Annotated in this window: 25 protein-coding genes; 18 read left to right on the top strand and 7 right to left on the bottom strand. The window is 63.5% G+C overall.

Annotated elements, in window-relative coordinates:
- Positions 1 to 9: 9 nt before the first annotated feature.
- The 8 genes from alaS to GTP90_RS15905 all read left to right on the top strand — a co-directional run bounded on the left by alaS (position 10) and on the right by GTP90_RS15905 (position 7,670).
- A complete protein-coding gene (gene alaS / locus GTP90_RS15940) occupies positions 10 to 2,619 on the top strand; it encodes an alanine--tRNA ligase (protein ID WP_161084474.1) in 2,610 nt (869 codons plus the stop codon).
- A 201-nt stretch (positions 2,620 to 2,820) separates the two neighbouring features.
- On the top strand, positions 2,821 to 3,078 hold the full coding sequence (locus tag GTP90_RS15935; protein ID WP_229219459.1) for a sulfurtransferase TusA family protein: 258 nt from the start codon (positions 2,821 to 2,823) through the stop codon (positions 3,076 to 3,078).
- 173 nt (positions 3,079 to 3,251) lie between these two features.
- Positions 3,252 to 4,001 carry an electron transfer flavoprotein subunit beta/FixA family protein gene (locus tag GTP90_RS15930; protein ID WP_161084473.1) on the top strand — a complete coding sequence of 250 codons (750 nt, stop codon included), beginning with the start codon at positions 3,252 to 3,254 and terminating at the stop codon, positions 3,999 to 4,001.
- 57 nt (positions 4,002 to 4,058) lie between these two features.
- Complete coding sequence (locus GTP90_RS15925; protein ID WP_161084472.1) at positions 4,059 to 4,991, top strand: electron transfer flavoprotein subunit alpha/FixB family protein; 933 nt, start codon at positions 4,059 to 4,061, stop codon at positions 4,989 to 4,991.
- 75 nt (positions 4,992 to 5,066) lie between these two features.
- Entirely contained in the window at positions 5,067 to 6,857 is a 1,791-nt protein-coding gene (locus GTP90_RS15920) for an acyl-CoA dehydrogenase (RefSeq protein WP_161084471.1), read from the top strand.
- A gap of 86 nt (positions 6,858 to 6,943) precedes the next feature.
- A complete protein-coding gene (locus tag GTP90_RS15915) occupies positions 6,944 to 7,204 on the top strand; it encodes a siderophore-interacting protein (RefSeq protein ID WP_254451883.1) in 261 nt (86 codons plus the stop codon).
- Between the two features lie 59 nt (positions 7,205 to 7,263).
- Entirely contained in the window at positions 7,264 to 7,452 is a 189-nt protein-coding gene (locus tag GTP90_RS15910; RefSeq protein ID WP_161084470.1) for a type II toxin-antitoxin system HicA family toxin, read from the top strand.
- Positions 7,449 to 7,670, top strand: a complete 222-nt coding sequence (locus GTP90_RS15905; RefSeq protein ID WP_161084469.1) for a type II toxin-antitoxin system HicB family antitoxin — start codon at positions 7,449 to 7,451, stop codon at positions 7,668 to 7,670. The genes GTP90_RS15910 and GTP90_RS15905 overlap by 4 nt, the downstream gene beginning before the upstream one ends.
- Here GTP90_RS15905 and GTP90_RS15900 read toward each other — a convergent pair.
- Genes GTP90_RS15900 through GTP90_RS15890 form a run of 3 tightly spaced genes read right to left on the bottom strand, consistent with a single transcriptional unit; the run spans position 7,649 to position 9,729 of the window.
- Positions 7,649 to 8,647, bottom strand: coding sequence for a proline dehydrogenase family protein (locus tag GTP90_RS15900; protein WP_161084468.1), 999 nt, complete (start codon positions 8,645 to 8,647; stop codon positions 7,649 to 7,651). The two genes, GTP90_RS15905 and GTP90_RS15900, sit on opposite strands and share 22 nt — an antisense overlap.
- Before the next feature lie 49 nt (positions 8,648 to 8,696).
- A complete protein-coding gene (locus tag GTP90_RS15895; protein WP_161084467.1) occupies positions 8,697 to 9,284 on the bottom strand; it encodes an outer membrane lipoprotein in 588 nt (195 codons plus the stop codon).
- Between the two features lie 16 nt (positions 9,285 to 9,300).
- The gene (locus GTP90_RS15890) at positions 9,301 to 9,729 is read right to left on the bottom strand and encodes a TM2 domain-containing protein (RefSeq protein ID WP_161084466.1); all 429 of its coding nucleotides are present in this window, start codon (positions 9,727 to 9,729) and stop codon (positions 9,301 to 9,303) included.
- 219 nt (positions 9,730 to 9,948) lie between these two features.
- On the opposite strand from GTP90_RS15890, the gene rpsP reads away from it, so the two are divergent.
- The 8 genes from rpsP to GTP90_RS15850 all read left to right on the top strand — a co-directional run bounded on the left by rpsP (position 9,949) and on the right by GTP90_RS15850 (position 17,197).
- A complete protein-coding gene (rpsP, locus tag GTP90_RS15885) occupies positions 9,949 to 10,194 on the top strand; it encodes a 30S ribosomal protein S16 (protein WP_117015471.1) in 246 nt (81 codons plus the stop codon).
- A 14-nt stretch (positions 10,195 to 10,208) separates the two neighbouring features.
- Positions 10,209 to 10,769, top strand: a complete 561-nt coding sequence (gene rimM, locus GTP90_RS15880; protein WP_161084465.1) for a ribosome maturation factor RimM — start codon at positions 10,209 to 10,211, stop codon at positions 10,767 to 10,769.
- Between the two features lie 21 nt (positions 10,770 to 10,790).
- A complete protein-coding gene (gene trmD / locus GTP90_RS15875; protein ID WP_161084464.1) occupies positions 10,791 to 11,537 on the top strand; it encodes a tRNA (guanosine(37)-N1)-methyltransferase TrmD in 747 nt (248 codons plus the stop codon).
- Between the two features lie 113 nt (positions 11,538 to 11,650).
- Positions 11,651 to 12,037, top strand: coding sequence for a 50S ribosomal protein L19 (rplS, locus tag GTP90_RS15870; RefSeq protein ID WP_008446022.1), 387 nt, complete (start codon positions 11,651 to 11,653; stop codon positions 12,035 to 12,037).
- A gap of 69 nt (positions 12,038 to 12,106) precedes the next feature.
- A complete protein-coding gene (locus GTP90_RS15865; RefSeq protein WP_161084463.1) occupies positions 12,107 to 12,775 on the top strand; it encodes a CoA pyrophosphatase in 669 nt (222 codons plus the stop codon).
- Positions 12,776 to 12,830: 55 nt separating this feature from the next.
- Entirely contained in the window at positions 12,831 to 13,799 is a 969-nt protein-coding gene (locus GTP90_RS15860) for a CobD/CbiB family protein (RefSeq protein ID WP_161084462.1), read from the top strand.
- Between the two features lie 235 nt (positions 13,800 to 14,034).
- A complete protein-coding gene (locus tag GTP90_RS15855; RefSeq protein ID WP_117015476.1) occupies positions 14,035 to 14,370 on the top strand; it encodes a DUF3579 domain-containing protein in 336 nt (111 codons plus the stop codon).
- 91 nt (positions 14,371 to 14,461) lie between these two features.
- Positions 14,462 to 17,197, top strand: a complete 2,736-nt coding sequence (locus tag GTP90_RS15850) for a M16 family metallopeptidase (RefSeq protein WP_161084461.1) — start codon at positions 14,462 to 14,464, stop codon at positions 17,195 to 17,197.
- Here the strand turns inward: GTP90_RS15850 and GTP90_RS15845 are convergent.
- The gene (locus GTP90_RS15845; RefSeq protein WP_161084460.1) at positions 17,194 to 18,099 is read right to left on the bottom strand and encodes an AraC family transcriptional regulator; all 906 of its coding nucleotides are present in this window, start codon (positions 18,097 to 18,099) and stop codon (positions 17,194 to 17,196) included. The genes GTP90_RS15850 and GTP90_RS15845 overlap by 4 nt on opposite strands.
- A 175-nt stretch (positions 18,100 to 18,274) precedes the next feature.
- On the opposite strand from GTP90_RS15845, the gene GTP90_RS15840 reads away from it, so the two are divergent.
- Complete coding sequence (locus tag GTP90_RS15840; RefSeq protein ID WP_161084459.1) at positions 18,275 to 19,030, top strand: SDR family NAD(P)-dependent oxidoreductase; 756 nt, start codon at positions 18,275 to 18,277, stop codon at positions 19,028 to 19,030.
- Positions 19,031 to 19,048: 18 nt separating this feature from the next.
- On the opposite strand, the gene GTP90_RS15835 is transcribed toward GTP90_RS15840, so the two are convergent.
- Complete coding sequence (locus tag GTP90_RS15835) at positions 19,049 to 19,648, bottom strand: hypothetical protein (protein ID WP_161084458.1); 600 nt, start codon at positions 19,646 to 19,648, stop codon at positions 19,049 to 19,051.
- 195 nt (positions 19,649 to 19,843) lie between these two features.
- Between GTP90_RS15835 and GTP90_RS15830 the strand changes: the two genes are divergently transcribed.
- A complete protein-coding gene (locus tag GTP90_RS15830) occupies positions 19,844 to 20,107 on the top strand; it encodes an acylphosphatase (RefSeq protein WP_161084457.1) in 264 nt (87 codons plus the stop codon).
- A 15-nt stretch (positions 20,108 to 20,122) separates the two neighbouring features.
- Here GTP90_RS15830 and GTP90_RS15825 read toward each other — a convergent pair whose 3' ends face one another.
- On the bottom strand, positions 20,123 to 21,133 hold the full coding sequence (locus GTP90_RS15825; RefSeq protein ID WP_217431980.1) for a serine hydrolase domain-containing protein: 1,011 nt from the start codon (positions 21,131 to 21,133) through the stop codon (positions 20,123 to 20,125).
- A complete protein-coding gene (locus tag GTP90_RS15820) occupies positions 21,120 to 22,112 on the bottom strand; it encodes a cupin-like domain-containing protein (protein ID WP_161084456.1) in 993 nt (330 codons plus the stop codon). The genes GTP90_RS15825 and GTP90_RS15820 overlap by 14 nt, the downstream gene beginning before the upstream one ends.
- Positions 22,113 to 22,179 lie beyond the last annotated feature (67 nt).

Raw genomic sequence — 22,179 nt, 5'->3', positions numbered from 1 at the left:
GCTTACGACATGAAATCATCTGAAATCCGCGACAAATTCCTCAAGTTTTTTGAATCCAAGGGTCATTCGATTGTCCGTTCCAGCTCCCTGGTGCCTGGCAACGACCCGACCCTGCTGCTGACCAACAGCGGCATGGTGCAGTTCAAGGACGTGTTCACCGGCACCGACAGCCGCCCGTACACCCGCGCCACCTCCGTGCAGCGCTGCGTGCGCGCCGGCGGCAAGCACAACGACCTGGAAAACGTCGGCTACACCGCGCGCCACCACACCTTCTTCGAAATGCTGGGCAACTTCAGCTTCGGTGATTACTTCAAGCGCGACGCCATCAGCTTCGCGTGGGAACTGCTGACCAAGGTCTACGGCCTGCCGGTCGAGAAGCTGACCGTGACCGTCTACCAGGAAGACGACGAAGCCTACGACATCTGGGCCAAGGAAATCGGCGTGCCGACCGAGCGCATCATCCGCATCGGCGACAACAAAGGCGCGCGCTACGCATCGGACAACTTCTGGCAAATGGCCGACACCGGCCCATGCGGCCCGTGCACCGAGATCTTCTACGACCACGGCGCCGACATTCCAGGCGGCCCGCCAGGCTCGCCCGACGAAGACGGCGACCGCTTCATCGAAATCTGGAACCTGGTGTTCATGCAGTTCAACCGCGACGAAGCGGGCGTGATGCACAAGCTGCCGAAGCCGTGCGTCGACACCGGCATGGGCATGGAGCGCCTGGCCGCCGTGCTGCAGCACGTGCACTCGAACTACGAGATCGACCTGTTCCAGCACCTGATCAAGGCCGCCGCGCGCGAAACCGGCGCCACCGACCTGGAAAACAAATCGCTGCGCGTGATCGCCGACCACATCCGCGCCGCCGCGTTCATGATCGTTGACGGCGTGATCCCGGGCAGCGAAGGCCGCGCCTACGTCCTGCGCCGCATCATCCGCCGCGCGCTGCGCCACGGCCACAAGCTGGGCCAGACCAAGCCGTTCTTCTACAAGCTGGTGGCCGACCTGGCGATCGAGATGGGCGCCGCCTATCCCGAGCTGGAAGAAGCCAAGGACCGCGTGGCCCAGATGCTGAAGGCCGAGGAAGAGCGCTTCGGCGAGACGCTGGAGACCGGCATGAAGGTGCTGGAAGCCCAGCTGGCCAAGGACGGCAAGGGCATCGACGGCGCCACCGCCTTCACGCTGTACGAAACCTACGGCTTCCCGCCGGACCTGACCGCCGACATCTGCCGCGAACGCAATATCGAGTTCGATCAGGCCGGCTACGACGCCGCGCTGAAGGAAAGCCAGGAGCTGTCGCGCAAGGGCGGCAAGACCACCAAGGATGCCAAGGTCGAGTACTCGGGCGAGAAAAACAAATTCGTCGGCTACGACAACCTGACCCACAGCAGCAAGGTCGTGGCGTTGTACGCGGCCGGCACGCCGGTGCAGGAACTGAAGGCTGGCCAGGCCGGCATCGTGGTGCTGGACACCACGCCGTTCTACGCCGAATCCGGCGGCCAGGTGGGCGACCAGGGCGTGATCAGCTCGGGCGCGGCGCGGTTCAGCGTCAGCGACACGCTGAAGATCCAGGCCGACGTGTTCGGCCACCACGGTGTGCTGGACTCCGGTTCGCTGAAAGTGGGCGACGCGGTCAGCGCCAACGTGGACGAAGCCAAGCGCGCGCGCACCATCCGCAACCACTCGGCCACCCACCTGATGCACAAGGCCTTGCGTGAAGTGCTGGGCTCGCACGTGGCGCAGAAGGGCTCGCTGGTCGATCCCGACAAGACCCGTTTCGACTTCAGCCACAACGCGCCGCTGACGGCCGAGCAGATCGCCGAAGTGGAAGCCAAGGTCAACAAAGAGATCCTGGAAAACCAGGCGACCAAGGCGCAGCACATGTCCTTCGACGACGCGGTCAAGCACGGCGCGATGGCGCTGTTCGGCGAGAAGTACGGCGACGAAGTGCGCGTGCTGGACATCGGCTCGTCGAAAGAGCTGTGCGGCGGCGTGCACGTGCACCGCACCGGCGACATCGGCCTGTTCAAGATCACCGGTGAAGGCGGCGTCGCAGCGGGCATCCGCCGCGTCGAGGCCGTGACGGGCGAGGGTGCGCTGGCGCTGGTGCAATCGATGAACCGCCGCCTGCTGGACGCGTCGGCCGCGCTGAAGTCGACGCCGGAAGAACTGACCGCGCGTATCGGCCAGGTGCAGGACCACGTCAAGGCGCTGGAGAAGGAACTGGCCGCGCTGAAATCGAAACTGGCTTCGGGCCAGGGCGACGAGCTGGCCACGCAGGCGGTGGACGTCAATGGCGTCAAGGTGCTGGCGGCGGTGCTGGAAGGCGCCGACGTGGCGCGCCTGCGCGAAACCATGGACAAGCTGAAGGACAAGCTGAAGACCGCCGCCATCGTGCTGGCCAGCGTGGCCGACGGCAAAGTCAGCCTGATCGCGGGCGTGACGGCGGACGCGACGTCCAAGGTCAAGGCGGGCGAGCTGGTGAACTTCGTCGCACAACAAGTGGGCGGAAAAGGCGGCGGACGCCCCGATATGGCGCAGGCCGGCGGCACCGATCCGAGCGGTTTGCCAGCGGCGCTGGCGGCAGTTCCGGCATGGGTGGGCGAACGCGCTTAAGTTGCCAGAAACCCTTGTAATGCAGTAGCTATGCGGCCTGCGTGTCTCACGCAGGCCGTTGTCGTCTGGAGAAGGCTGTTGTATACTTGCCAGTTCCCGTTGCAAACTTGCAACGCACTACGAACTATTTTGGTGCAGCGCGTCATGCGATCCGTTTTGGAGTAGTATGACGTCAGTCCTAACAAAACATGCGGGTTCTTGATGAGCGACACGATACTTGAAAACGAAATCATGGAATTCCATAAAGAACTCGACGCGCGCGGCCTGAACTGCCCGCTGCCGATTCTCAAGGCCAAGAAAGCCTTGTCCGAGTTGCAAAGTGGTGAAGTCCTGCGCATCATGGCAACCGACCCGGGTTCCGTGCGCGATTTCCAGGCATTCGCCAAACAGACCGGCAACGCCCTGTTGTCGCACGTCCAGATCGGCCGCGAATTCGTGTTTTTGATGCGGCGCAAATAATCCCCCTGCGTCTTTTTCCTAGAAACATCGTCTAACAGATTTATTTTTTAGACGATTTCTACTAGCTAAAAAACGCACGATCGTGCTTTATTTTCTTGTGCGCGCTGAATTTCTCATATAATCTAGCCCACATAATTTAGTCCCGAACTCTTACTTTTTCCAAAGGCATAGCTATGAAAGTCTTGGTACCCGTCAAACGCGTGGTCGACTATAACGTCAAGGTGCGCGTCAAGTCCGACGGCACGGGCGTTGATATTGCCAACGTCAAAATGTCGATGAACCCATTCGATGAGATCGCGCTGGAAGAAGCGATGCGCCTCAAAGAAGCCGGCAAAGTGACCGAAGTGGTTGCCGTATCGTGCGGCGTGACTCAGTGCCAGGAAACCCTGCGCACCGGCATGGCCATCGGCGCCGACCGTGGCATCCTGGTGGAGACCGCCGTTGAACTGGAACCGCTGGCCGTGGCCAAGCTGCTCAAGGCACTGGCCGAGAAAGAGCAGCCACAACTGATCATCCTGGGCAAGCAGGCCATCGACGACGACTCCAACCAGACCGGCCAGATGCTGGCTGCGCTGCTGGGCTGGCCGCAAGCGACGTTCGCGTCGAAAGTGGTGCTGGAAGACGGCAAAGTCACCGTGACCCGCGAAGTGGACGGCGGCCTGGAAACCCTGGCGCTGACCCTGCCTGCCATCGTCACCACCGACCTGCGCCTGAACGAGCCGCGCTATGTGACGCTGCCGAACATCATGAAGGCCAAGAAAAAACCGCTGGATGTGACCAAGCCAGAAGACCTGGGCGTCGATGTGACCCCGCGTCTGAAAACCCTGAAAGTCGTCGAGCCTGCCAAGCGCTCGGCCGGCATCAAGGTCCCGGACGTCGCCACCCTGGTCGCGAAACTGCGCACCGAAGCCAAAGTCATCTAAAGAATTTAATTCCTGTTCCGGGCGAAGCCCGGATCAGGAATAATCAAAGGAAAAATCATGGTCGCATTAGTTATTGCAGAACACGACAACGCTAGCCTGAAAGGCAGCACCCTCCACACCGTGACCGCCGCAGCCCAATGCGGTGGCGACGTGCACGTCCTGGTCGCTGGCTCGAACGCCGGCGCCGCCGCCGCAGCCGCCGCGCAAATCGCCGGCGTGTCGAAAGTGATCGTCGCCGACGCTCCTTACTTCGCCGACGGCCTGGCCGAGAACATCGCCGAGCAAGTGCTGGCGCTGGCCGGTTCGTACAGCCACATCCTGGCGCCAGCCACCGCCTACGGCAAGAACATCCTGCCACGCGTGGCCGCCAAGCTGGACGTGGCGCAGATCTCGGAAATCACCAAGGTCGATTCCCCGGACACCTTCGAGCGTCCTATCTACGCCGGCAACGCGATCGCCTACGTGCAATCGTCGGACAAGGTCAAGGTCATCACCGTGCGCTCGACCGGCTTCGACGCCGCTGCCGCCACCGGTGGTTCCGCTGCGACCGAGACCGTCGCCGCTGTTGCCGATCTGGGCAAGTCGGCCTTCGTCGGCCGCGAGCTGGCCAAGTCGGACCGTCCTGAACTGACCGCCGCCAAGATCATCGTTTCCGGCGGCCGCGGCATGGGCTCGGGCGAAGCGTTCAAGATCCTGGAACCGCTGGCGGACAAGTTGAACGCCGCCATGGGCGCATCGCGCGCAGCGGTCGACGCCGGCTACGTGCCGAACGACTGGCAGGTTGGCCAGACCGGCAAGATCGTCGCGCCGTCGCTGTACATCGCGGTCGGCATCTCCGGCGCGATCCAGCATTTGGCCGGCATGAAGGATTCCAAAGTGATCGTCGCGGTCAACAAGGATCCCGAGGCGCCGATCTTCTCCGTTGCCGACTACGGCATCGTGGGCGATCTGTTTGAAATCGTGCCGCAACTGGTTGCAGAACTGGGCTAATTCACCCGTTATGAACACAGGGCCACGCTGATCCGGATGACCGGATTGCCGTGGCCTTTTTCTTGGAGACATAAGATGCCGTATCAAGCACCCCTGAAAGACATGCTGTTCGTGATGAACGAACTGGCCGACCTGGCCGGCGTCAACGCGCTGCCGGGCAATGAGGACGCGACCCCGGACACGGCCGAAGCCGTGCTGGAAGAAAACGCCAAGTTCGTCGCCAACGTGGTGGCGCCGCTGAACAATCCGAGCGACAAAGAGCCGAGCTGGTGGCACGACGGCCAGGTCACCACCTCCAAGGGCTTCAAGGAAGCCTTCAAGGCCTTTGCCGAGGCTGGCTGGCAGGGCGTGCAGCATCCGGTGGAATTCGGCGGCCAGGGCCTGCCCAAGCTGCTGGCGACGCCATGCATCGAGATGCTCAACGCCGGCAGCATCTCGTTCGCGCTGTGCCCGCTGTTGTCGGATGGCGCGATCGAGGCGCTGCTGACCGCAGGCAGCGACGAGCAGAAAGCCATCTACCTGGAGAACCTGGTGTCGGGCAAATGGACCGGCACCATGAACCTGACCGAGCCGCAAGCCGGCTCCGACCTGGCCGCCGTGCGCACCCGCGCCGTGCCGCAGGGCGACGGCACCTACAAGGTGTTCGGCACCAAGATCTTCATCACCTACGGCGAGCACGACTTCACCGAGAACATCGTGCACCTGGTGCTGGCACGCACGCCGGACGCGCCTGCCGGCGTGAAGGGGATTTCGCTGTTCATCGTGCCGAAGTTCCTGGTCAACGCCGACGGCTCGCTGGGGGCGCGCAACGACGCGCATTGCGTGTCGATCGAGCACAAGCTCGGCATCAAGGCCAGCCCGACCGCCGTGCTGCAATTCGGCGATCATGGCGGCGCCATCGGCACGCTGGTGGGTGAAGAGAACCGTGGCCTGGAATACATGTTCATCATGATGAACGCGGCCCGCTTCGGCGTCGGCATGCAGGGCATCGGCCTGGCAGAGCGCGCTTACCAGAAGGCCGTGGCCTTCGCCAAGGACCGCGTGCAGTCGCGCGACCTGGCCGGTTCGGCGGGTCCTGTGTCGATCATCCATCATCCGGACGTGCGCCGCATGCTGATGTCGATGCGTTCGCAGACGGAGGCGGCGCGCGCGCTGGCCTACGTCGGCGCCGGCCTCAGCGACGTGGCGCACAGCCACGCCGATGCCGAAGTGCGCAAGGCCAACCTGGCGGTGTACGAGTATCTGGTACCGGTGATCAAGGGCTGGTCGACCGAGATGTCGCAGGACGTCACGCGCGACGGCGTGCAGGTGCACGGCGGCATGGGCTTCATCGAAGAGACCGGCGCGGCGCAGCACTATCGCGATGCGAAGATCCTGACGATCTACGAAGGCACGACCGCGATCCAGGCCAACGACCTGGTCGGCCGCAAGACCGTTCGTGATGGCGGCGCGGTGGCGAAGAGCATCATCGCCCAGGTACGCGCGACCGAGGCGCAACTGGCCGGCGTGGACAGCGCTGATTTCAAAGCCATCCTGGCGCAGCTGTCGTCCGGCAGCAAGGACCTGGAAGCGGTGGTGGACTTTGTGGTGGCCAACGTCAAGAGCGACATCAAGGGCGTGTTTGCCGGCAGCGTGCTGTACCTGAAGTTGGCCGGCCTGGTGCTGGGCGGCTGGCAGATGGCGCGCGCGGCGCTGGTGGCGCAGCGGAAGCTGGACGCCAACGAAGGCGACGCCAGCTTCTACAAGGCCAAGATCGCCACCGCGCGCTTCTTCGCCGACCACATCCTGTCGCAAGCCTCGAGCCTGCGCACCGCCATCATCGACGGCAGCGCCGGCGTGCTGGCCTTGAGCGAAGACCAGTTCTAAACCCGTCTTAAAACACTGGGGTCAAGTCTGACATTCGGACACGAGCCCTGCCGTAGGCGCCTGCTTACGGTAGGGCTCGTGTCCGAATGTCAGACTTGACCCCATTTTCGACCGGCGCGCAGGTCGATCTGCGCTGGGTCGGCAGCGATGACGAGATGATCGCCGCTGTGCGCGCGCTCGCACTGCCGGAGGGTGACGGCTACGCCTGGTGCGCCGGCGAGGCGTCGGCGATGGCGGCGGTGCGGCAGGAGCTGGTCGGCGTGAAGGGCCTGGGCAAGCACCAGATCCGCGCCGCCGCCTACTGGAAACGCGGCGGCAGCAACTTCCACGCCACACTAGACGACTAAGGCCTTCCAAGCTTGCGGCATGTCGATGCGGCATGCGGCCGGTTCGCTAAGCTGGCTGAATGAAGGTGCGCGCCGTAATTAAAATGCTGGTGCAAGACGGTTGGGATATAGTGAATATCCAGGGAAGCCATCGTCAATTCAAGCATCCCGTCAAAGCGGGTCGGGTTACGGTTCCCGGCAAGCCGAGTGACGATCTGGCGCCCGGTACGCTCAACAGTATTCTCAAGCAGGCAGGGTTGAAAAAATGAGTACCGTTCGTTACGCCATCGTTATTGAAAAGGCCGATGGAAATTATTCGGCTTATGTGCCGGACTTGCCAGGCTGCGTGGCCACCGGCGCTACTGTGGCCGAAGCGGAGTCCTCGCTCAGGGAAGCCATCGTTTTCCACCTCGATGGCATGCGCGAGGATGGTCTGCCCATCCCCGCGCCGGCCAGCATGGTCGCTTATGTGGACATCGCGGCCTGATTCGGGTTCATCACGTCGATGATGGCCTGGTAGACGCGCACCGGTTCTTCGGCGATGCGGTTGAGCACGTACAGGAAGTGTTCGTCGCCGAACACGGCGTACTCGCGGGTGGGGAAGCCGCGCGCGTGCAGTTCGGCGATCTGCTCGGTGCCCAGGCCGATCAGCGATTCGAATTCGAACCAGCGCGGGTCGATGCGCTCTTCCAAAATCAGCGCGCTGAGGTCTTGCTGGATGCCGCGGTCGTGCGTGGCGATCGAACACTTGTGGCCGCTCAGCAGCAGCTCGCGCGCGTGGCGGCGGTAGGCCTCGGCCAGTTCCGGGCTGTTGCGGTGATATGAAATCTCTTCCGATTCGAGGAAGGCGCCTTTCACCAGGCGGATGCGGCCGGGGAGCTTCATTAGCGACGGCAGGTCCTGGTCGGTGCGGTGGCGCTTGGCCGGCACGGTGATGCCGACGTTGTGCAAGCCGTCTTCCTTGTGCAGCCGCGCGTAGATGGCGTAGATGTCGTCGGCGCGGTCGGCCGCTTCCATCGAGATCATCACTTCGCGGTTGATCTCGGCGGCGGCCAGCGCGATGCGGCGGGCGTTGCGGTAGCCCAGTTCCTGGTCCACCGTCAGGCCCACGTGCGACAGGTCGAACGACACCGAGCAGTTCAGGTTGCGCTGGCCGATGGCGCGGGTCAGTTCCATGAACACTTCCGTCTCCGCCATCGCGAAGCCTTCGTCGCGCACGCTCTCGCCCATGTACTCGGCCGAGGCCGCATGGCCCTGGGCGATGATGTGCTCGACCCGCTGCAAGGCTTCGGCCACGGTGCGCCCGGCCACGTAGCGTTGCGACACCTTGTGCATGTACGGCCGCAGCAAAGGGTCGTTGCAGAATCTTTCCTTGGCGCGCTCGTCGAGCGCCAGTGCGCGCAGGGTGGTGGCGGCCTGGTCTACCAGCGGCTGCCATTGAACGGGGAAGGCGGGTGGATGCACGAAATCTCCAGTGATAAAAAAACAGCCCGGAGGCTGTTTCGATGTGGGCCTAGTTGCGGACCAGGTTGCCGTTGTCGTTGCGGACCCGGTCGCCGCTGAGCATGCGCGGGTCGTGGTCGAAGTTGAAGCTGGCCTGCTTGCCGTCCTCGTATTGCACGTGCACGGTCCACTGTTTGGTGGACTTGGCGTTCTCTTCGATCTTCTTGCCGGCGTAGGCGCCGCCGGCCGCGCCGGCCACCGTGGCGAGCTCGCGGCCGTGACCGCTGCCGACCTGGTTGCCCAGCAGGGCGCCGGCCACGCCGCCGGCGATCAGGCCCAGCGCGCTGCCTTCGCCGGCCTTGTCGGTGACCACGACCGAGGTGACCTTGCCGCATTCCATGCAGCTGCCGGGCTTGGCCGGGCTGGCTTTGAGCTGGGCCTTGGCCAGCGCCATCGATTTGTCGTATTCGGTCTTGGCGTCGCGCGTGCATTGCATGCGCGCGGCCGATTCGCTTTCCTCCGAACACAGCTTCTTGTCTTCCGCGTAGCGCGTGGCGATGCGCTTGGATTCCGCGTTGAATTGCTCTTTGGGTGTTTGCGCCTGGGCGGTGGTGGCCAGGCCGGCCAGGGCCAGCGCCATCAGAATAGAACGGTTCATGCTTTTTCTCCTTATGTTAACCGTAGGAACCACCAGTGTACAACAAGTCAAACAGGCGGGAAATCGTGGCGATCAGGCTGCCGGCGCCCACCATCATGCAGGCCACCAGCACCACGGCCAGCGGCCAGTGGGTGTCCGATTGCTTGCCGGAGCCGGGGTTGAAGCGGGCGTCCCATTTTTCGTCGGACATCAGGCCCAGCACCAGCGCCTCGAGGAAGCCGGCCAGGCCGGAGACCATGATGGGCAGCAGCTTGTAGAAGCCGTCGGCGTCCGGCCAGGCGGCCGAGACGGCGGCTGCGGCCGGCAGGGCGGCCAGGTGCAGCCACAGCCAGGGGTCGCGGGCGCCGCGCAGGTACAGGCGCTGCAGGCCGAGGCCGCCCACCAGGAAGGCGAGCAGGGTGGCGAAGGTCTTGTTTTTGTGGGGAGTGTGGTGCAAAACAGTCATGTTTGTTCAGCAGTGGCCGGAAAACATGCAGTATCGGTCATAATACGGCCCCCGGCGGACCTTTTTTATGGTCGGGGCTCTTGCCCCGCACGCCGGATCGGGGGATAATCTTCGATTACCCCAACATTGCCCGATTATTTCATTAACGCTTGCTGCTTCGCGGCAAAGCGCGCTATAATTTGCGGCTTTTTCCGTCCTAGCACACTTTTTGGAAATATTATGGTCGTTATTCGTTTAGCTCGTGGAGGCGCCAAGAAGCGTCCGTTCTTCAACATCGTTGCAACCGACTCGCGCAATCGCCGCGATGGCCGTTTCATCGAGCGCATCGGTTTCTACAACCCGATGGCATCCGGTGGTGAAGTCGCTCTGCGCATCACCGCTGACCGTCTGGCTCACTGGCAATCGGTTGGCGCACAACTGTCGCCTACCGTGGCTCGCCTGGTCGCTTCGAACAAAGCTGCCTAAGTCTGGTTGCTGGTTTGACCGATAAGAATGCATCCGGGGTGCAAGTCCCCGACGATCTGGCACAGGTAGGCTTTGTCTTCGGTGCCTACGGCGTCGCTGGCTGGGTGAGGATCCGTCCTTTCTCGGAAGATGCGGATGCACTCCTCGCGGTGAAAACCTGGTGGATCGACAAGCCTGGCTTGCACGATGTCGATGTCAAGCAGTGCAAACTGCATGGCGGCGACGTGGTGGCACAGCTGGTGGGAGTGACCGACCGGAACGTCGCAGAAGCGCTCAAGGGCGCCGCTGTCTCGATTCCGCGCAGTCGTTTCCCGGCCTTGTCCGACGATGAGTTTTACTGGGCCGAGTTGATCGGTCTGGATGTAGAGAATTTGCAAGGTGAGCACCTCGGTACGGTGACTGACATGATGAGCAATGGTCCGCAGTCGATCTTGCGCATACAGCCAGCCGCGACGCCGGATGCTGATCCCGAGGTTGCGGCGCAGGAGCGCCTGATTCCATTTGTGGACGCGTTTATCATCAAGGTAGACAAGGCCGCCAAGAAGATCACTGTCGACTGGGGCCTTGATTATTAAAGAACATAAGGGCGGCCCGCCATGCAATTCGATGTCGTGACCCTGTTCCCTGAAATGTTCGCCGCACTGACGCAGTCGGGTGTCACCCGGCGCGCGTTTGAACAGAATAAATGTGGCTTGTCGTTGTGGAATCCGCGTGATTTCACGACGGACAATCACCGCACCGTGGATGACCGCCCGTATGGCGGCGGCCCCGGCATGGTGATGCTGGCCAAACCCCTGGAAGCGACGCTCAACGCGGCGAAGCAGCGCCAGACCGATGCCGGTCTGCCCGCGCCCCGCGTGGTGTTCATGTCGCCCCAGGGCAAGCAGTTGACGCACGAGCGCGTGATGCAGCTCAAGCAGGAACCCGGCCTGGTGATCCTGTGCGGCCGCTACGAGGCGGTGGACCAGCGTTTGCTGGACCGCTGCGTCGACGAGGAAATCAGCCTGGGCGATTTCGTGCTGTCCGGCGGCGAGCTGCCGGCGATGGCCTTGATGGATGCCGTGATCCGCCAGATTCCCGGCGTGCTGAACACGGATGCGTCGGCGGTCGAGGACAGCTTCGTCAACGGCCTGCTGGATTCGCCGCACTACACGCGGCCGGAAACGTATGAGGGTGTGGGCGTGCCGCCGGTGCTGATGGGTGGCAACCACGCCGAGATCGAGAAATGGCGCCGTCAGCGCATGCTGGAGGCGACCGCGCGCAAGCGCCCGGATTTGCTGGTCAAGGCGCGTGAGGCGGGGCTGCTCACCAAGCTTGATGAAAAGTTTTTGGCAGGTTTGTAAACCTGTTGTTGTAGCTAGCGGGCATGTCGCCCGCGTGTTTTAACCCCATCCTCTACTGGGCATCGAGCTTAGTCTCATAGCGCGCCAGCATGATGGTTTATGGAGTCATAAAAATGAATCTGATTCAACAACTCGAGCAAGAAGAAATCGCTCGCCTGGGCAAAAGCATCCCTGACTTTGCACCTGGCGATACCGTGATCGTCAACGTTAACGTAGTCGAAGGCACCCGCAAGCGCGCCCAGGCTTACGAAGGCGTGGTCATCTCCCGTCGCAACCGTGGCCTGAACTCGAACTTCATCGTTCGCAAGATCTCGTCCGGCGAAGGCGTCGAGCGTACCTTCCAGCTGTACTCCCCGCTGATCGCTTCGATCGAAGTGAAACGCCGCGGTGACGTACGTCGCGCTAAACTGTACTACCTGCGTGATCGTTCCGGTAAATCGGCACGTATCAAGGAAAAACTGCCAAACCGTCGCCCAGTGGCGAAAGCAACCGCTGCTTAATAGCCGCGTTTGTGTTTGGATAGAAGGGGCGCCATCGGTGCCCCTTTTTTACATTCGTGGAGGTAGCGTTTGGCCAAGCCCTTGTTCGACCCCCAGCAATTACCGATTGACGCCATCGCGGGCGAACCCGCCGTGTCGCCGGAGCGCCTGACGTCCCAGTGGCTGCGCGGGCGCTTCACGGCGCCGCCGTTGTGGACGCCCGAGGGCGCCGAGGAATCGCTGGGCAGCCTGTCGCAGCGGCCGACGCCGACGCCGGCCTCGGTACTGATCCCGCTGGTGCCGCGCGAGAGCGGCCTGACCATCCTGCTGACCCAGCGCACCGACCACCTGACCGACCACGCCGGCCAGATCAGCTTTCCCGGCGGCCGCGCCGAGGATTACGACAGCGACGCGGTCGACACCGCGCTGCGGGAGTCGGAGGAGGAGATCGGGCTGGCGCGCCGCCATGTGGACGTGCTGGGCACCTTGCCGCGCTACCTGACCGGCACCGGCTATTGCGTGACGCCGGTGGTGGGGCTGGTGGCGCCGCCGTTCGAGCTGACCGCCGATCCGTCCGAGGTGGCGGAAATCTTCGAGGTGCCGCTGGCCTTCCTGATGGATGGACTGAACCACCAGCGCCTGTCGGTGCAGCTGCCGGGCGGGCGGCGCAGCTTTTACGCGATGCCGTACGGCGACTATTACATCTGGGGCGCGACGGCCGGCATGCTGCGCAACCTGTTCCATTTCTTGCGCGCATAGTCACACTACGCTATCGTAGCGGGCATCAAGGCATTGCCGACTCAAAGGATTCTTAATGACATTTCTTTCCATTCTATGCGCGCTGCTGATCGAGCAAATGAAGCCGCTGCGCGCAGACAATCCGATCTACGCTGAAATCAAGCGCCTGGCGTTGCGGATGGAGATCTGGTTCAACGCCGGCGATTCGACCCACGGCCGCATGGGCTGGTTCCTGATGATGGCCATGCTGATGGTGCCGACCGCGCTGATCTACTGGGTGCTCAAGCACTACAACTGGTTCCTGGCGGCCTTCGCCTGGAACGTGCTGATCGTCTACCTGACGCTGGGCTTCCGCCACTACAGCCACTATTTCACCTCGATCCAGCTGGCGCTCAACGCCGGCGACGACGCCACCGCGCGCGCGCTGCTGGCCGAGTGGACCAAGCAGGACACGGTGGGCATGGAGGCGTCCGAGATCGCCCGCCTGGCCGTCGAGAAGTCGCTGATCACCACGCACCGCAATGTGTTCGGGGTGTTCTTCTGGTTCCTGATGCCGCTGGGCCCGGCCTGCGCGGTGATGTACCGCGTGGCCGAGCACCTGGCGCGCGCCTGGAACGAGCCCGAGCACATGCGCAACGAGGCCTTCGGCCAGTTTGCCGCGCGCGCCTTCTACTGGATCGACTGGATCCCGGTGCGCCTGACCGCCGTGGCGTTCGCCGTGGTGGGCAACTTCGAGGACGCGATCTACGCCTGGCGCAACTTCGCCCACCGCTGGGCGGACGAGGCGATCGGCATCATCCTGTCGGCCGGCGGCGGCGCCATGGGCGTGCGCCTGGGCACGCCGGCTGAGAACGCGGCCAAGCTGTTGCCGGCCGATGCCGCCACGGTGGACCTGGGCGACGAGGAGCCGGACATGCTGCCGGGCGAGGAGCCGAGCGTGCGTGCGCTGCAGAGCACGGTGGGCCTGGTGTGGCGCGCGCTGCTGCTGTGGATGATGTTGTTATTGCTGCTGTCGGGCGCGGTGTGGCTCGGAGCGACGCCATAACTCGGCGCAATCGCAGGTACAATAGCGGCATTGCTGTGGTGCGGAAAGATGATCTTTCTGCACCAAAGTGGTTAATCGCGCTGAAAACCGGATAGGAATCAATGACTTACGTATTCAGGTCTTCTATAAGATATAATACGTAAGATTCTTACAGAATGATATCCGCCCGAGCGACCAGTCGGGATTATTCACGCATTCTTGTTACCAACAAGTATCTACTCCTAAGCAGCCGCCCATGGCAGAGTCAGCCCTCAAACCGTCAGAACAGCTGGATTCGTTCTTCATCCTTGGCCGCACCAGCAATGGCCGGCAGTTCCGTCCCAGCGACTGGGCCGAGCGCCTGTGCGGGGTGATGTCCTGCTTCAAGCCGGAAGGTTACGGCGGCGGCCGCGACTCCCACCTGCAGTTTTCGCCCTACGTGACGCCGACCGTGATCGACGGCGTCAAGTCGGTGGTGGTGAACGGCAAGCTGCGCCAGCTCGAACCGCTGGCCTACCACTTCGTCATCTCCTTCGCCAAGGACAACGACCTGCAAATGGTCGACGCCTGCATCCTGCCTGAAAAGGCCTGATTCCCGTCATTTAAAATTCGCTTAAACGCCTACCCACGAGGGCGGGGGAGGGCGTATGCTGCCTGTTCTTCAGTTTTTTTCACGAGAGACCATGCACAACAGCCGCTTGAAACACGCCGCCGCCGCCAGCTTGATGCTGTGCGGCCTATCCTTTGTCGCCACCGGCAGCGCGTGGGCGCAGGCCTTGCCGGCCGGCGTGGTCAAGGGACCGTCGGTCGAGGGCATCAGCGAGTACCGGCTGCCGAACGGCCTGAAGGTGCTGCTGTTCCCGGACGCCTCCAAGCCCACCGTGACGGTCAACGTCACCTACCTGGTCGGCTCGCGGCACGAGAACTACGGCGAGACCGGCATGGCGCACCTGCTGGAACACATGATGTTCAAGGGCGCGCCGAAGAACCGCAGCATCCCGCAGGAATTCGCCAACCGCGGCATGGAGTTCAACGGCACCACCTCCTACGACCGCACCAACTACTACGAGGTGTTCCAGGCCAGCCAGGACAACCTGAAATGGGCGCTGGACATGGAGGCCGACCGCATGGTGCACTCCTTCATCGCCCGCAAGGACCTCGATTCCGAGATGACGGTGGTGCGCAACGAGTATGAGAGCGGGGAGAACGATCCGTTCTCGGTGCTGCTCAAGCGCATGCAGAGCGTGGCGTATGACTGGCACTCGTATGGCCGCTCCACCATCGGCAACCGCAGCGACATCGAGAACGTGCGCATCGAGAACCTGCAGGCCTTCTACCGCACCTACTACCAGCCGGACAACGCGGTGCTGCTGGTGGCGGGCAAATTCGATCCGGCGCAGACGCTGGCCTGGATCGGCAAATCGTTCGGCGTGATCCCGAAACCCAAGCGCAGCCTGCCGCCGTTCTGGACGGTCGAGCCGACGCAGGACGGGGAGCGCAGCTTCGTGGTGCGGCGCAAGGGCGACATGCAGGTGATCGCGCTGGGCTACAAGATTCCATCGGCCTTGCAGCAGGATAGCGACGCGCTCAGTTTCATGTCCGAGATCCTGGGCGACACGCCGACCGGCCGCCTGCACAAGGTACTGGTGGAGAGCGGCAAGGCGGCGCAGGTGTTCAGCTTTGGCCAGACCGGCTATGCGCCGGGCCTGCAGATCATCGGCGCGGTGGTGAAGGCGGGCCAGCCGCTGGAACCGGTGCGCGATGCGCTGATCGCGACGGTGGAGGGCTTCGCCAGCACGCCGCCGACGGCCGAGGAGATGGAGCGCGCGCGGCGCAATTTCGCCAACGGCATCGAGAAGTCGCTCAACGATCCGCAGCGGGTGGGCGTGAGCCTGTCGGAGGAGATCGCGCTGGGCGACTGGCGCCTGCTGTTCGAGGGCCGCGACAAGCTGCCGACCATCACGCCGGAGCAGGTGGCGGCTGCGGCGGGGCGCTACCTGAAGCGCGACAACCGCGTGGTGGGCAGCTTCGTGCCGGAGGATGCGCCGCAGCGCGCGGAGATCCCGGCCGCGCCTTCGGTGGCGCAGGTGATGAAGGATTTCAAGGGCAAGGACAGTGTGCTGACGTCCGAGGTGTTCGATCCGAGCCAGGCCAACATCAACGCGCGCACCGAGATCAAGACCATCGGCGGATTGAAGGTCGCGCTGCTGAGCAAGAAGAACCGCGGCGAGGCGGTGTCGGTCGACCTGCAGCTGCATTGGGGCGACGAGAAGAACCTGTTCAACACGGCCATCGTGTCGAACGCCGCCAACGAGATGCTGATGCGCGGCACCAGCAAGTACACGCGCGAGCAGTTGGCCGACGCCTTCGCCAAGCTGAAGATCTCCGGCAGCCTGTATCGCTTCGACACCACCGGTCCGAACCTGGACGCGGCGCTGCGGCTGGTGGCGCATGTGCTGAAGGAGGCCAGCTTCCCGGCGTCGGAGTTCGAGCAGTTGCGCCAGCAATGGCTGGTGGCGATCGAGGCGTCGCGCAACGAGCCGCAGGCGCTGGCGCGCACGGAGGTGGACCTGTATTTCAACCACTATCCGAAGGGCGACGTGCGCGCGCCGATGTCTGTTGACGAGCAGCTGGCGGCGGTGAAGGCGCTCAAGCTGGAGGACGTGGTCGCGTTCCATCGCGACTACTACGGCGCCAATCACGGCGAGCTGGCGATCGTCGGCGATTTCGACAAGGCGGCGATCGGCAAGACCATCGCCGACAGCTTCTCAGGTTGGGATAGCAAAGTCGCCTACGCGCCGGTCACGTCGACCAACGAGGACAGGGCGCCGCTGCACAAGACCATCAACGCGCCGGACAAGGAGAACGGCTTCTACACCGCGCGCATGAACCTGGACCTGAACGTCAACGATCCGGATTATCCGCTGCTGGACCTGGCCAACTATATCTTCGGCGAGGGCGGTTTGAAATCGCGGCTGATGGACCGTATCCGCCAGAAGGATGGCTTGTCGTACGGCGGCGGCTCCGGCCTGCAGCCCGGCGAGATCGACCGCGCCGGCAGCTTCGGCATCGATGCCATCGCCGCGCCGCAGAACCTGCAAAAGCTGGAGGCGGCGATCCGCCAGGAGCTGGAGCGCGCGGTGAAGGGCGGCTTCACTGCGGCAGAACTGGCGGGCGCCAAATCCGGCCTGTTGCAGCAGCGGGTGCAGAACCGGTCGAAGGACAGTGTGCTGGCCGCCGGCTGGACGCGCAACCTGTACATGAACCGCACCTACAGCTGGAGCAAGGAGTACGAGGACAAGCTGAAGGCGGCCACGCTGGAGCAGGTCAACGCCGCCTTCCGCAAGGCGATCGATCCGGCCAAGCTGACGGTGGTGATGGCGGGCGACGAGGCCAAGGCGAAAGGCGCCGGACGCTAGCCGCGTAGCGGGAGGGCCGAACGGCTTGCCATCCGGGCTGTGCGGATATCGCGGCCCGGCGGCTGGCCGAACACGCGGCTGTACTCGCGCGTGAATTGCTGGACGCTTTCGTAGCCCACTGCGAATGCCGCGTTGGCGATCGTCGCGCCATCGGCCAGCATTGTTCGCCTCGCTTCAATAAGCCGCAACTGCTTCTGGAATTGAAGCGGTGACAGCGATGTCGCCGAACGGAAATGGGCATGGAAGGCCGACATGCTCATCCCGGCCGCGTCGGCCAGTTGTTCCATGCGCAGCGGTGTCCTGAAACTGGAACGTATCATCTCCACGGCCCGCGCGATACGTCCCGCGTGGCCGTCGTTCACACCCAGCGCGCGGACCGCTCCGCCATGCTGTCCGCACAGCAGCCAGTAGTGCAATTCGCGTACCAGCTGATCGCGCAGCACCGGCAGCGCGGCCGGGCGATCCAGCAGGCGCAGCAAGCGGTTCGCCGTGTCGGCCACCTCCACCTCGGTCGGATCGACACGGACAGGCATGCCCGCCATGAAAGGGGCGGTTCCAATGTCGTCAAGCAGGGCGCTGATCACGACAGGATTGAGTTCGACCACGATGGAGTAATACGGTTTGTCGAGCGACGCTTTGGTGATTTGACTGACGGTGGGCACGTCGGCCGTGATCAACAGCGATTCGGCCGCGCCAAAATCGAAGGTGCGCGCCCCTGTGCTGACCCGCTTGCCGCCTTGAAGTACCAGGGCGACCAAGGGTTTCGAGATGGCGTATTGCAGCGGCGTGGGGGCGTTTTCACGAAGGACGACCAGCCCTGGAATGGGCGTTCGGGCAACCCCGTCGGCGTCCACATGGGCGTTCGCATAACGACGCGCAACTTCCAATAGTGTCGTGTCCATGCTTGCAGCTTAGCGAAGGCAGCACCGCTTGGCAATAGCGCGGAAGGCCGATGCCAGCACGCACCGGTCCGTGATTGGAGGAATAGGCAAAAGATACGTCCGATCGCGCAACATGTCTTGCTTGTGCGGCGCCATGATGGGCATCTCCTGATACTCAACATGAAAGGATTTACCGATGTCCACTATTTCACTTGTAACCGGTGCCAGCCGCGGCCTGGGCCGCAATACCGCCATCAGTATCGCAGCCCGGGGCGGGGATGTGATCGTGACTTATCGCTCGGGCGCGAGCGAAGCAAAGGCGGTCGTCGCCGAAATCGAAGCGCTGGGCCGCAAGGCGGTCGCGGTTCAGCTGGACGTCACGGATATCGCGTCGTTTGCGCGCTTTGCCGAACAGGTGGGCGCTGCGCTGCGCTCGATCTGGGGACGAAACAATTTCGATCACCTGGTCAATAATGCGGGGCAGGGCGACATGGCAAGCATTGCCGATACCACGGAAGCGCAGTTCGACGCGCTGTTCGATACGCACGTCAAGGGTGTTTTCTTCCTGACCCAGGCATTGCTGCCCTTGCTTGCCGATGGCGGACGCATCGTCAATTTTTCGTCGGGCTTGACCCGCGTGTCGTTCGCAGGCTTCTCCGCTTACTCCGCGGCGAAGGGCGCGGTTGAGATCCTGACCTTGTATATGGCCAAGGAATTCGCCAGTCGCGGCATCACGGCGAACACCGTGGCGCCAGGCGCGATCGAGACGGATTTCCTGGGTGGCGCGGTGCGCGATATGCCCGACCTCAACCAGCAATTCGCGGGGATGACCGCGCTCGGGCGGGTCGGCGTGCCCGATGATATCGGCCCGATGGTGGCGAGCTTGCTCGGCCAGGACAACCGCTGGGTGACCGGCCAGCGGATCGAGGTATCGGGCGGCCAGACCATCTAACTGTTCGGACTGGCAAGGCTAATGGATGTCGTCCAGCTGGTCGTGCGCGCGGCGGTAGCGCGGCAAGCGGCGCTCCAGCGTGTTCTGCGACTGGTGGTTCGCGTGTTCGACCAGCGTCAGCGCAGTGCTCAATGCGGCGCTCATCGCTTTGGCCGCGGCGGCCATCGCCTCCGCCGGCGTCATGGGCGCCTTGGCTGCCAGTTGGTTCTGGCGGGCGCGCAACTGGGCGGCCTTGGTCCAGTTCTTTTCGCCAGGGAAGCGTATCCAGAGTTCCAGCCAGGCATTGCGGGCGTCGCCGCAGGTTTGTTGTACCATCTGATTCGGCGAGACTGCTTCGCCTCGGAAGATGAGGTCGTCGCCGATCACGTCGGCGCCCTGCCAGGTGTCGCCGCTGTGCACGCGCAGGCGCGTGCCGTCGGGCAGGAACAGCTGCTTCCATTGATAGCCGCGCACCGGGGCCGCGTCTTCGCGGCTCTTCGCTATCCATAGTTTGATGGCGCCGGCGAGGGCTTCGGCGGGTGTCAGCGGGCTGCCGCTCTGGCGCAGGAAATCGCAGAGCTCGTCATACGCGGCGGGAGGGACCTGGGGGGACGTTTTTTGAGACCTTGGGGTATTCATTACTGATTCTCCTGTCTGGTTTTTGCTGTCGCCTTCTATTTCTCTCTGTTGGACCAGCGCCAAAAAAAAGAGTTCGGAAATGACGGAAATAGAGCAAACCAGAGAGCCAATTCAGTGAGGTCTGTCCAAGGGCCGTGCAGATAGGCCCCCACCCTGTATTCTGTTGGAAATTTTGGAGGTGTCGTGATTCGACTGATGATAGAGGGACGGGTGCAAGGTGTCGGGTATCGCGCTTCGTTTGCCGGGCAGGCGAAGGCGCTGGGCTTGGCCGGCTGGGTGCGCAACCGGCGCGATGGTTCGGTGGAGGCGGCGGTGGAGGGCGAGGCGAAAGCCGTGGAGGCCATCATCGCCTGGGCGAGGCGCGGGCCGCCGGCCGCCACGGTATCGAATGTCGCCGTCGAGGAGACGATGGAGCGGGCTGCGCCTGACGGCGGCTTCAAGATTTTGCCGACGCTGTAGGCCGGCCGCGCGGCGCTATTCGCTGGCCGCCAGCACGGCTTTCAGGATGTTTTCGGAGCGCAGTTGGCCGTAGCCTTTGCCGTAGGCGCTGGAGGTGACGACGACCACCGACCGCAGCGCGGGAACGATATAAATCTTGTTGCCGCCGTTGCCGGATGCGAAGTACACGGGGATCTGGCGTCCGCCGACGGACTGGGTTTTGGCGTACCAGAAATAGCCATAGTGATCGGCGTAGCGGTCCCCTGAGCCGATGTCCACATGCGGGGCCAGCATGGCTTCGATCCATGCGGCGCTGAGCACTCGGCGGCCCTGGTAGACGCCTTTGTCCAACACCATCTGGCCTATCGCGCCCAGGTCGCGCGTGCGCATCGACAGGTTGCCTTGTCCCTTGACGTGGCCTGCGGCGTCGCGCCCCCAGCGCCAGTTTGCTATGCCGAGTGGAGCGAACAGGTTCACGCGCGCGAATTGTTCGAGGTCCGTGCCGGTCGCCTGTTCGACGGTCAGGCCGGCGAGGTAGGCGGTCATCGAGTTGTAGCGGTATTGTGTGCCCGGCGTGGTCTTCATCGGCGTGGCCAAGGTGAAGGCAACGGGATCGGCCGCTTCGTCCATCTTGTCTTCATTGCCGGACGAGGCGGGGTCGTCGTCGAACGCGTCCAATCCCGAGCGCATGGTCAGCACGTTATCGAGCGTCACCCCGGCGAAGGCCGCTTGGCCGGCGGCCTTCCAGTATTGGGATACCTTGTCGGTCGCGGCGCCGATCTTGCGCTGGTCGACCGCCGCGCCCACCAGCAGCGCCGTGATGCTCTTGCCCGCCGAGCGGACATCGTGCAGGGTGTCGGCGGTCTCGCCGTTGTAATAGCGCTCGGCGACGATGGCGCCGTTGCGCATCACCAGGATGCTGCGCAGGTCCGGGTGTTCGTCGTGGTCCCATGCCGCCAGCACGTTCGCGGGCAGCTGCTGCGCCGCCGCGCCGGACAGGATGGTGGCCAGTACCAGCAAGGCGCCCAGTTGCTTATTCAGGTTCATCGACTGCTCCAGTGGCTGGGCGCGGGCGGGCGTTGTGCAATACGCCCTGCTTGTGCGCGGGGATGTGGGCCGACGGGTCTTGCGCCGGATCGAACACGTAATGCTGGAAGATCGCGCCCCATGCTGCGCGCAGTTCGGGCGGCTGGTGCTTCATGCTTTGCAGCGTGGCGACCAGCGCCTCGAAGGTGGTGCCGGCGTCCGGCGCCGGCTGCTCGTTCTTCCACCAGTAGTTGACCATCATGTTCAGGATGCCGTTCGATTGCACGTGGTGCCACCACAGCGGCGGGATGAACAGCGCGTCGCCCGGCAGCAGGTCGGCCACCAGCGCCGCCTCCATCGCCTGCTCGAAGCGCGGATGCAGCGCGTAATCCGGATCGCGGAAGTCGACCATGCTGATGGGCGTCGGCGTGGGCGCGAAATCCAGCGGGCCGATATACAGGTTGCCGACCTGCCCGGGCGGGAACAGCGTGAAGCGCCGCTCGCCGCTGACCACGCAGGCCAGGTTGTACGATTCGTCGAAGTGCGCCGGCGTGGTGATGGTGTTGCCCAGCCAGAGGCGCGGCCGCACCGACGGCGGCAGCGCCGGCGCCACGTTGTGCGCCGCGAACCCTGGCAGGCAGTCGTCGACCAGCGCGCTCTGAATCGCCACCGACGGCGGCGCCTCGAACTGCGAGTAGCGCGCCAGCTGCTCGATCACCTTCGATACCGGCACTTTGTTGCGCGCGAAGTTGAAGCCCTCCATGCCCGGCTTGTAGAACAGCCGCCCGCGCTGGTCCGGCGGCGTCATCACCGCATCCACCTCATGGCCGCTGTCGAACTCCATCAGGTACTGGCACAGCGCTTCCGGCGCCTGGCGCGCCTTGTGCACGGCCGGCCAGTGGCGCACGAAGCCGCGCAGGATGGCGGGACGGTAGCCGCAGGCGATCTCGCTGTGGAAGCATGCCGGGTCGAGGTCCAGGTATTCGGTGATCGGGTTCATGATTTGTATGATCGCATAAAAAAAACCGCCAGGGCCGGGAGCGGCCGTGGCGGGAACAGACTACACA

Source organism: Duganella vulcania (genome assembly GCF_009857655.1).
Classification (GTDB): Bacteria; Pseudomonadota; Gammaproteobacteria; order Burkholderiales; family Burkholderiaceae_D; genus Rugamonas; species Rugamonas vulcania.
The sequence above is the reverse complement of the archived record's forward strand: the minus strand, read 5'-3'. Positions and strand labels throughout refer to the sequence as shown.

Coding starts and splice junctions, on each gene's coding strand:
- alaS (WP_161084474.1), top strand. CDS start 10: ATGAAATCATCTGAAATCCGCGACAAATTCCTCAAGTTTTTTGAATCC.
- GTP90_RS15935 (WP_229219459.1), top strand. CDS start 2,821: ATGAGCGACACGATACTTGAAAACGAAATCATGGAATTCCATAAAGAA.
- GTP90_RS15930 (WP_161084473.1), top strand. CDS start 3,252: ATGAAAGTCTTGGTACCCGTCAAACGCGTGGTCGACTATAACGTCAAG.
- GTP90_RS15925 (WP_161084472.1), top strand. CDS start 4,059: ATGGTCGCATTAGTTATTGCAGAACACGACAACGCTAGCCTGAAAGGC.
- GTP90_RS15920 (WP_161084471.1), top strand. CDS start 5,067: ATGCCGTATCAAGCACCCCTGAAAGACATGCTGTTCGTGATGAACGAA.
- GTP90_RS15915 (WP_254451883.1), top strand. CDS start 6,944: ATGTCAGACTTGACCCCATTTTCGACCGGCGCGCAGGTCGATCTGCGC.
- GTP90_RS15910 (WP_161084470.1), top strand. CDS start 7,264: ATGAAGGTGCGCGCCGTAATTAAAATGCTGGTGCAAGACGGTTGGGAT.
- GTP90_RS15905 (WP_161084469.1), top strand. CDS start 7,449: ATGAGTACCGTTCGTTACGCCATCGTTATTGAAAAGGCCGATGGAAAT.
- GTP90_RS15895 (WP_161084467.1), bottom strand. CDS start 9,284: ATGAACCGTTCTATTCTGATGGCGCTGGCCCTGGCCGGCCTGGCCACC.
- GTP90_RS15890 (WP_161084466.1), bottom strand. CDS start 9,729: ATGACTGTTTTGCACCACACTCCCCACAAAAACAAGACCTTCGCCACC.
- rpsP (WP_117015471.1), top strand. CDS start 9,949: ATGGTCGTTATTCGTTTAGCTCGTGGAGGCGCCAAGAAGCGTCCGTTC.
- trmD (WP_161084464.1), top strand. CDS start 10,791: ATGCAATTCGATGTCGTGACCCTGTTCCCTGAAATGTTCGCCGCACTG.
- rplS (WP_008446022.1), top strand. CDS start 11,651: ATGAATCTGATTCAACAACTCGAGCAAGAAGAAATCGCTCGCCTGGGC.
- GTP90_RS15860 (WP_161084462.1), top strand. CDS start 12,831: ATGACATTTCTTTCCATTCTATGCGCGCTGCTGATCGAGCAAATGAAG.
- GTP90_RS15855 (WP_117015476.1), top strand. CDS start 14,035: ATGGCAGAGTCAGCCCTCAAACCGTCAGAACAGCTGGATTCGTTCTTC.
- GTP90_RS15850 (WP_161084461.1), top strand. CDS start 14,462: ATGCACAACAGCCGCTTGAAACACGCCGCCGCCGCCAGCTTGATGCTG.
- GTP90_RS15845 (WP_161084460.1), bottom strand. CDS start 18,099: ATGGACACGACACTATTGGAAGTTGCGCGTCGTTATGCGAACGCCCAT.
- GTP90_RS15840 (WP_161084459.1), top strand. CDS start 18,275: ATGTCCACTATTTCACTTGTAACCGGTGCCAGCCGCGGCCTGGGCCGC.
- GTP90_RS15835 (WP_161084458.1), bottom strand. CDS start 19,648: ATGAATACCCCAAGGTCTCAAAAAACGTCCCCCCAGGTCCCTCCCGCC.
- GTP90_RS15830 (WP_161084457.1), top strand. CDS start 19,844: ATGATAGAGGGACGGGTGCAAGGTGTCGGGTATCGCGCTTCGTTTGCC.
- GTP90_RS15825 (WP_217431980.1), bottom strand. CDS start 21,133: ATGAACCTGAATAAGCAACTGGGCGCCTTGCTGGTACTGGCCACCATC.
- GTP90_RS15820 (WP_161084456.1), bottom strand. CDS start 22,112: ATGAACCCGATCACCGAATACCTGGACCTCGACCCGGCATGCTTCCAC.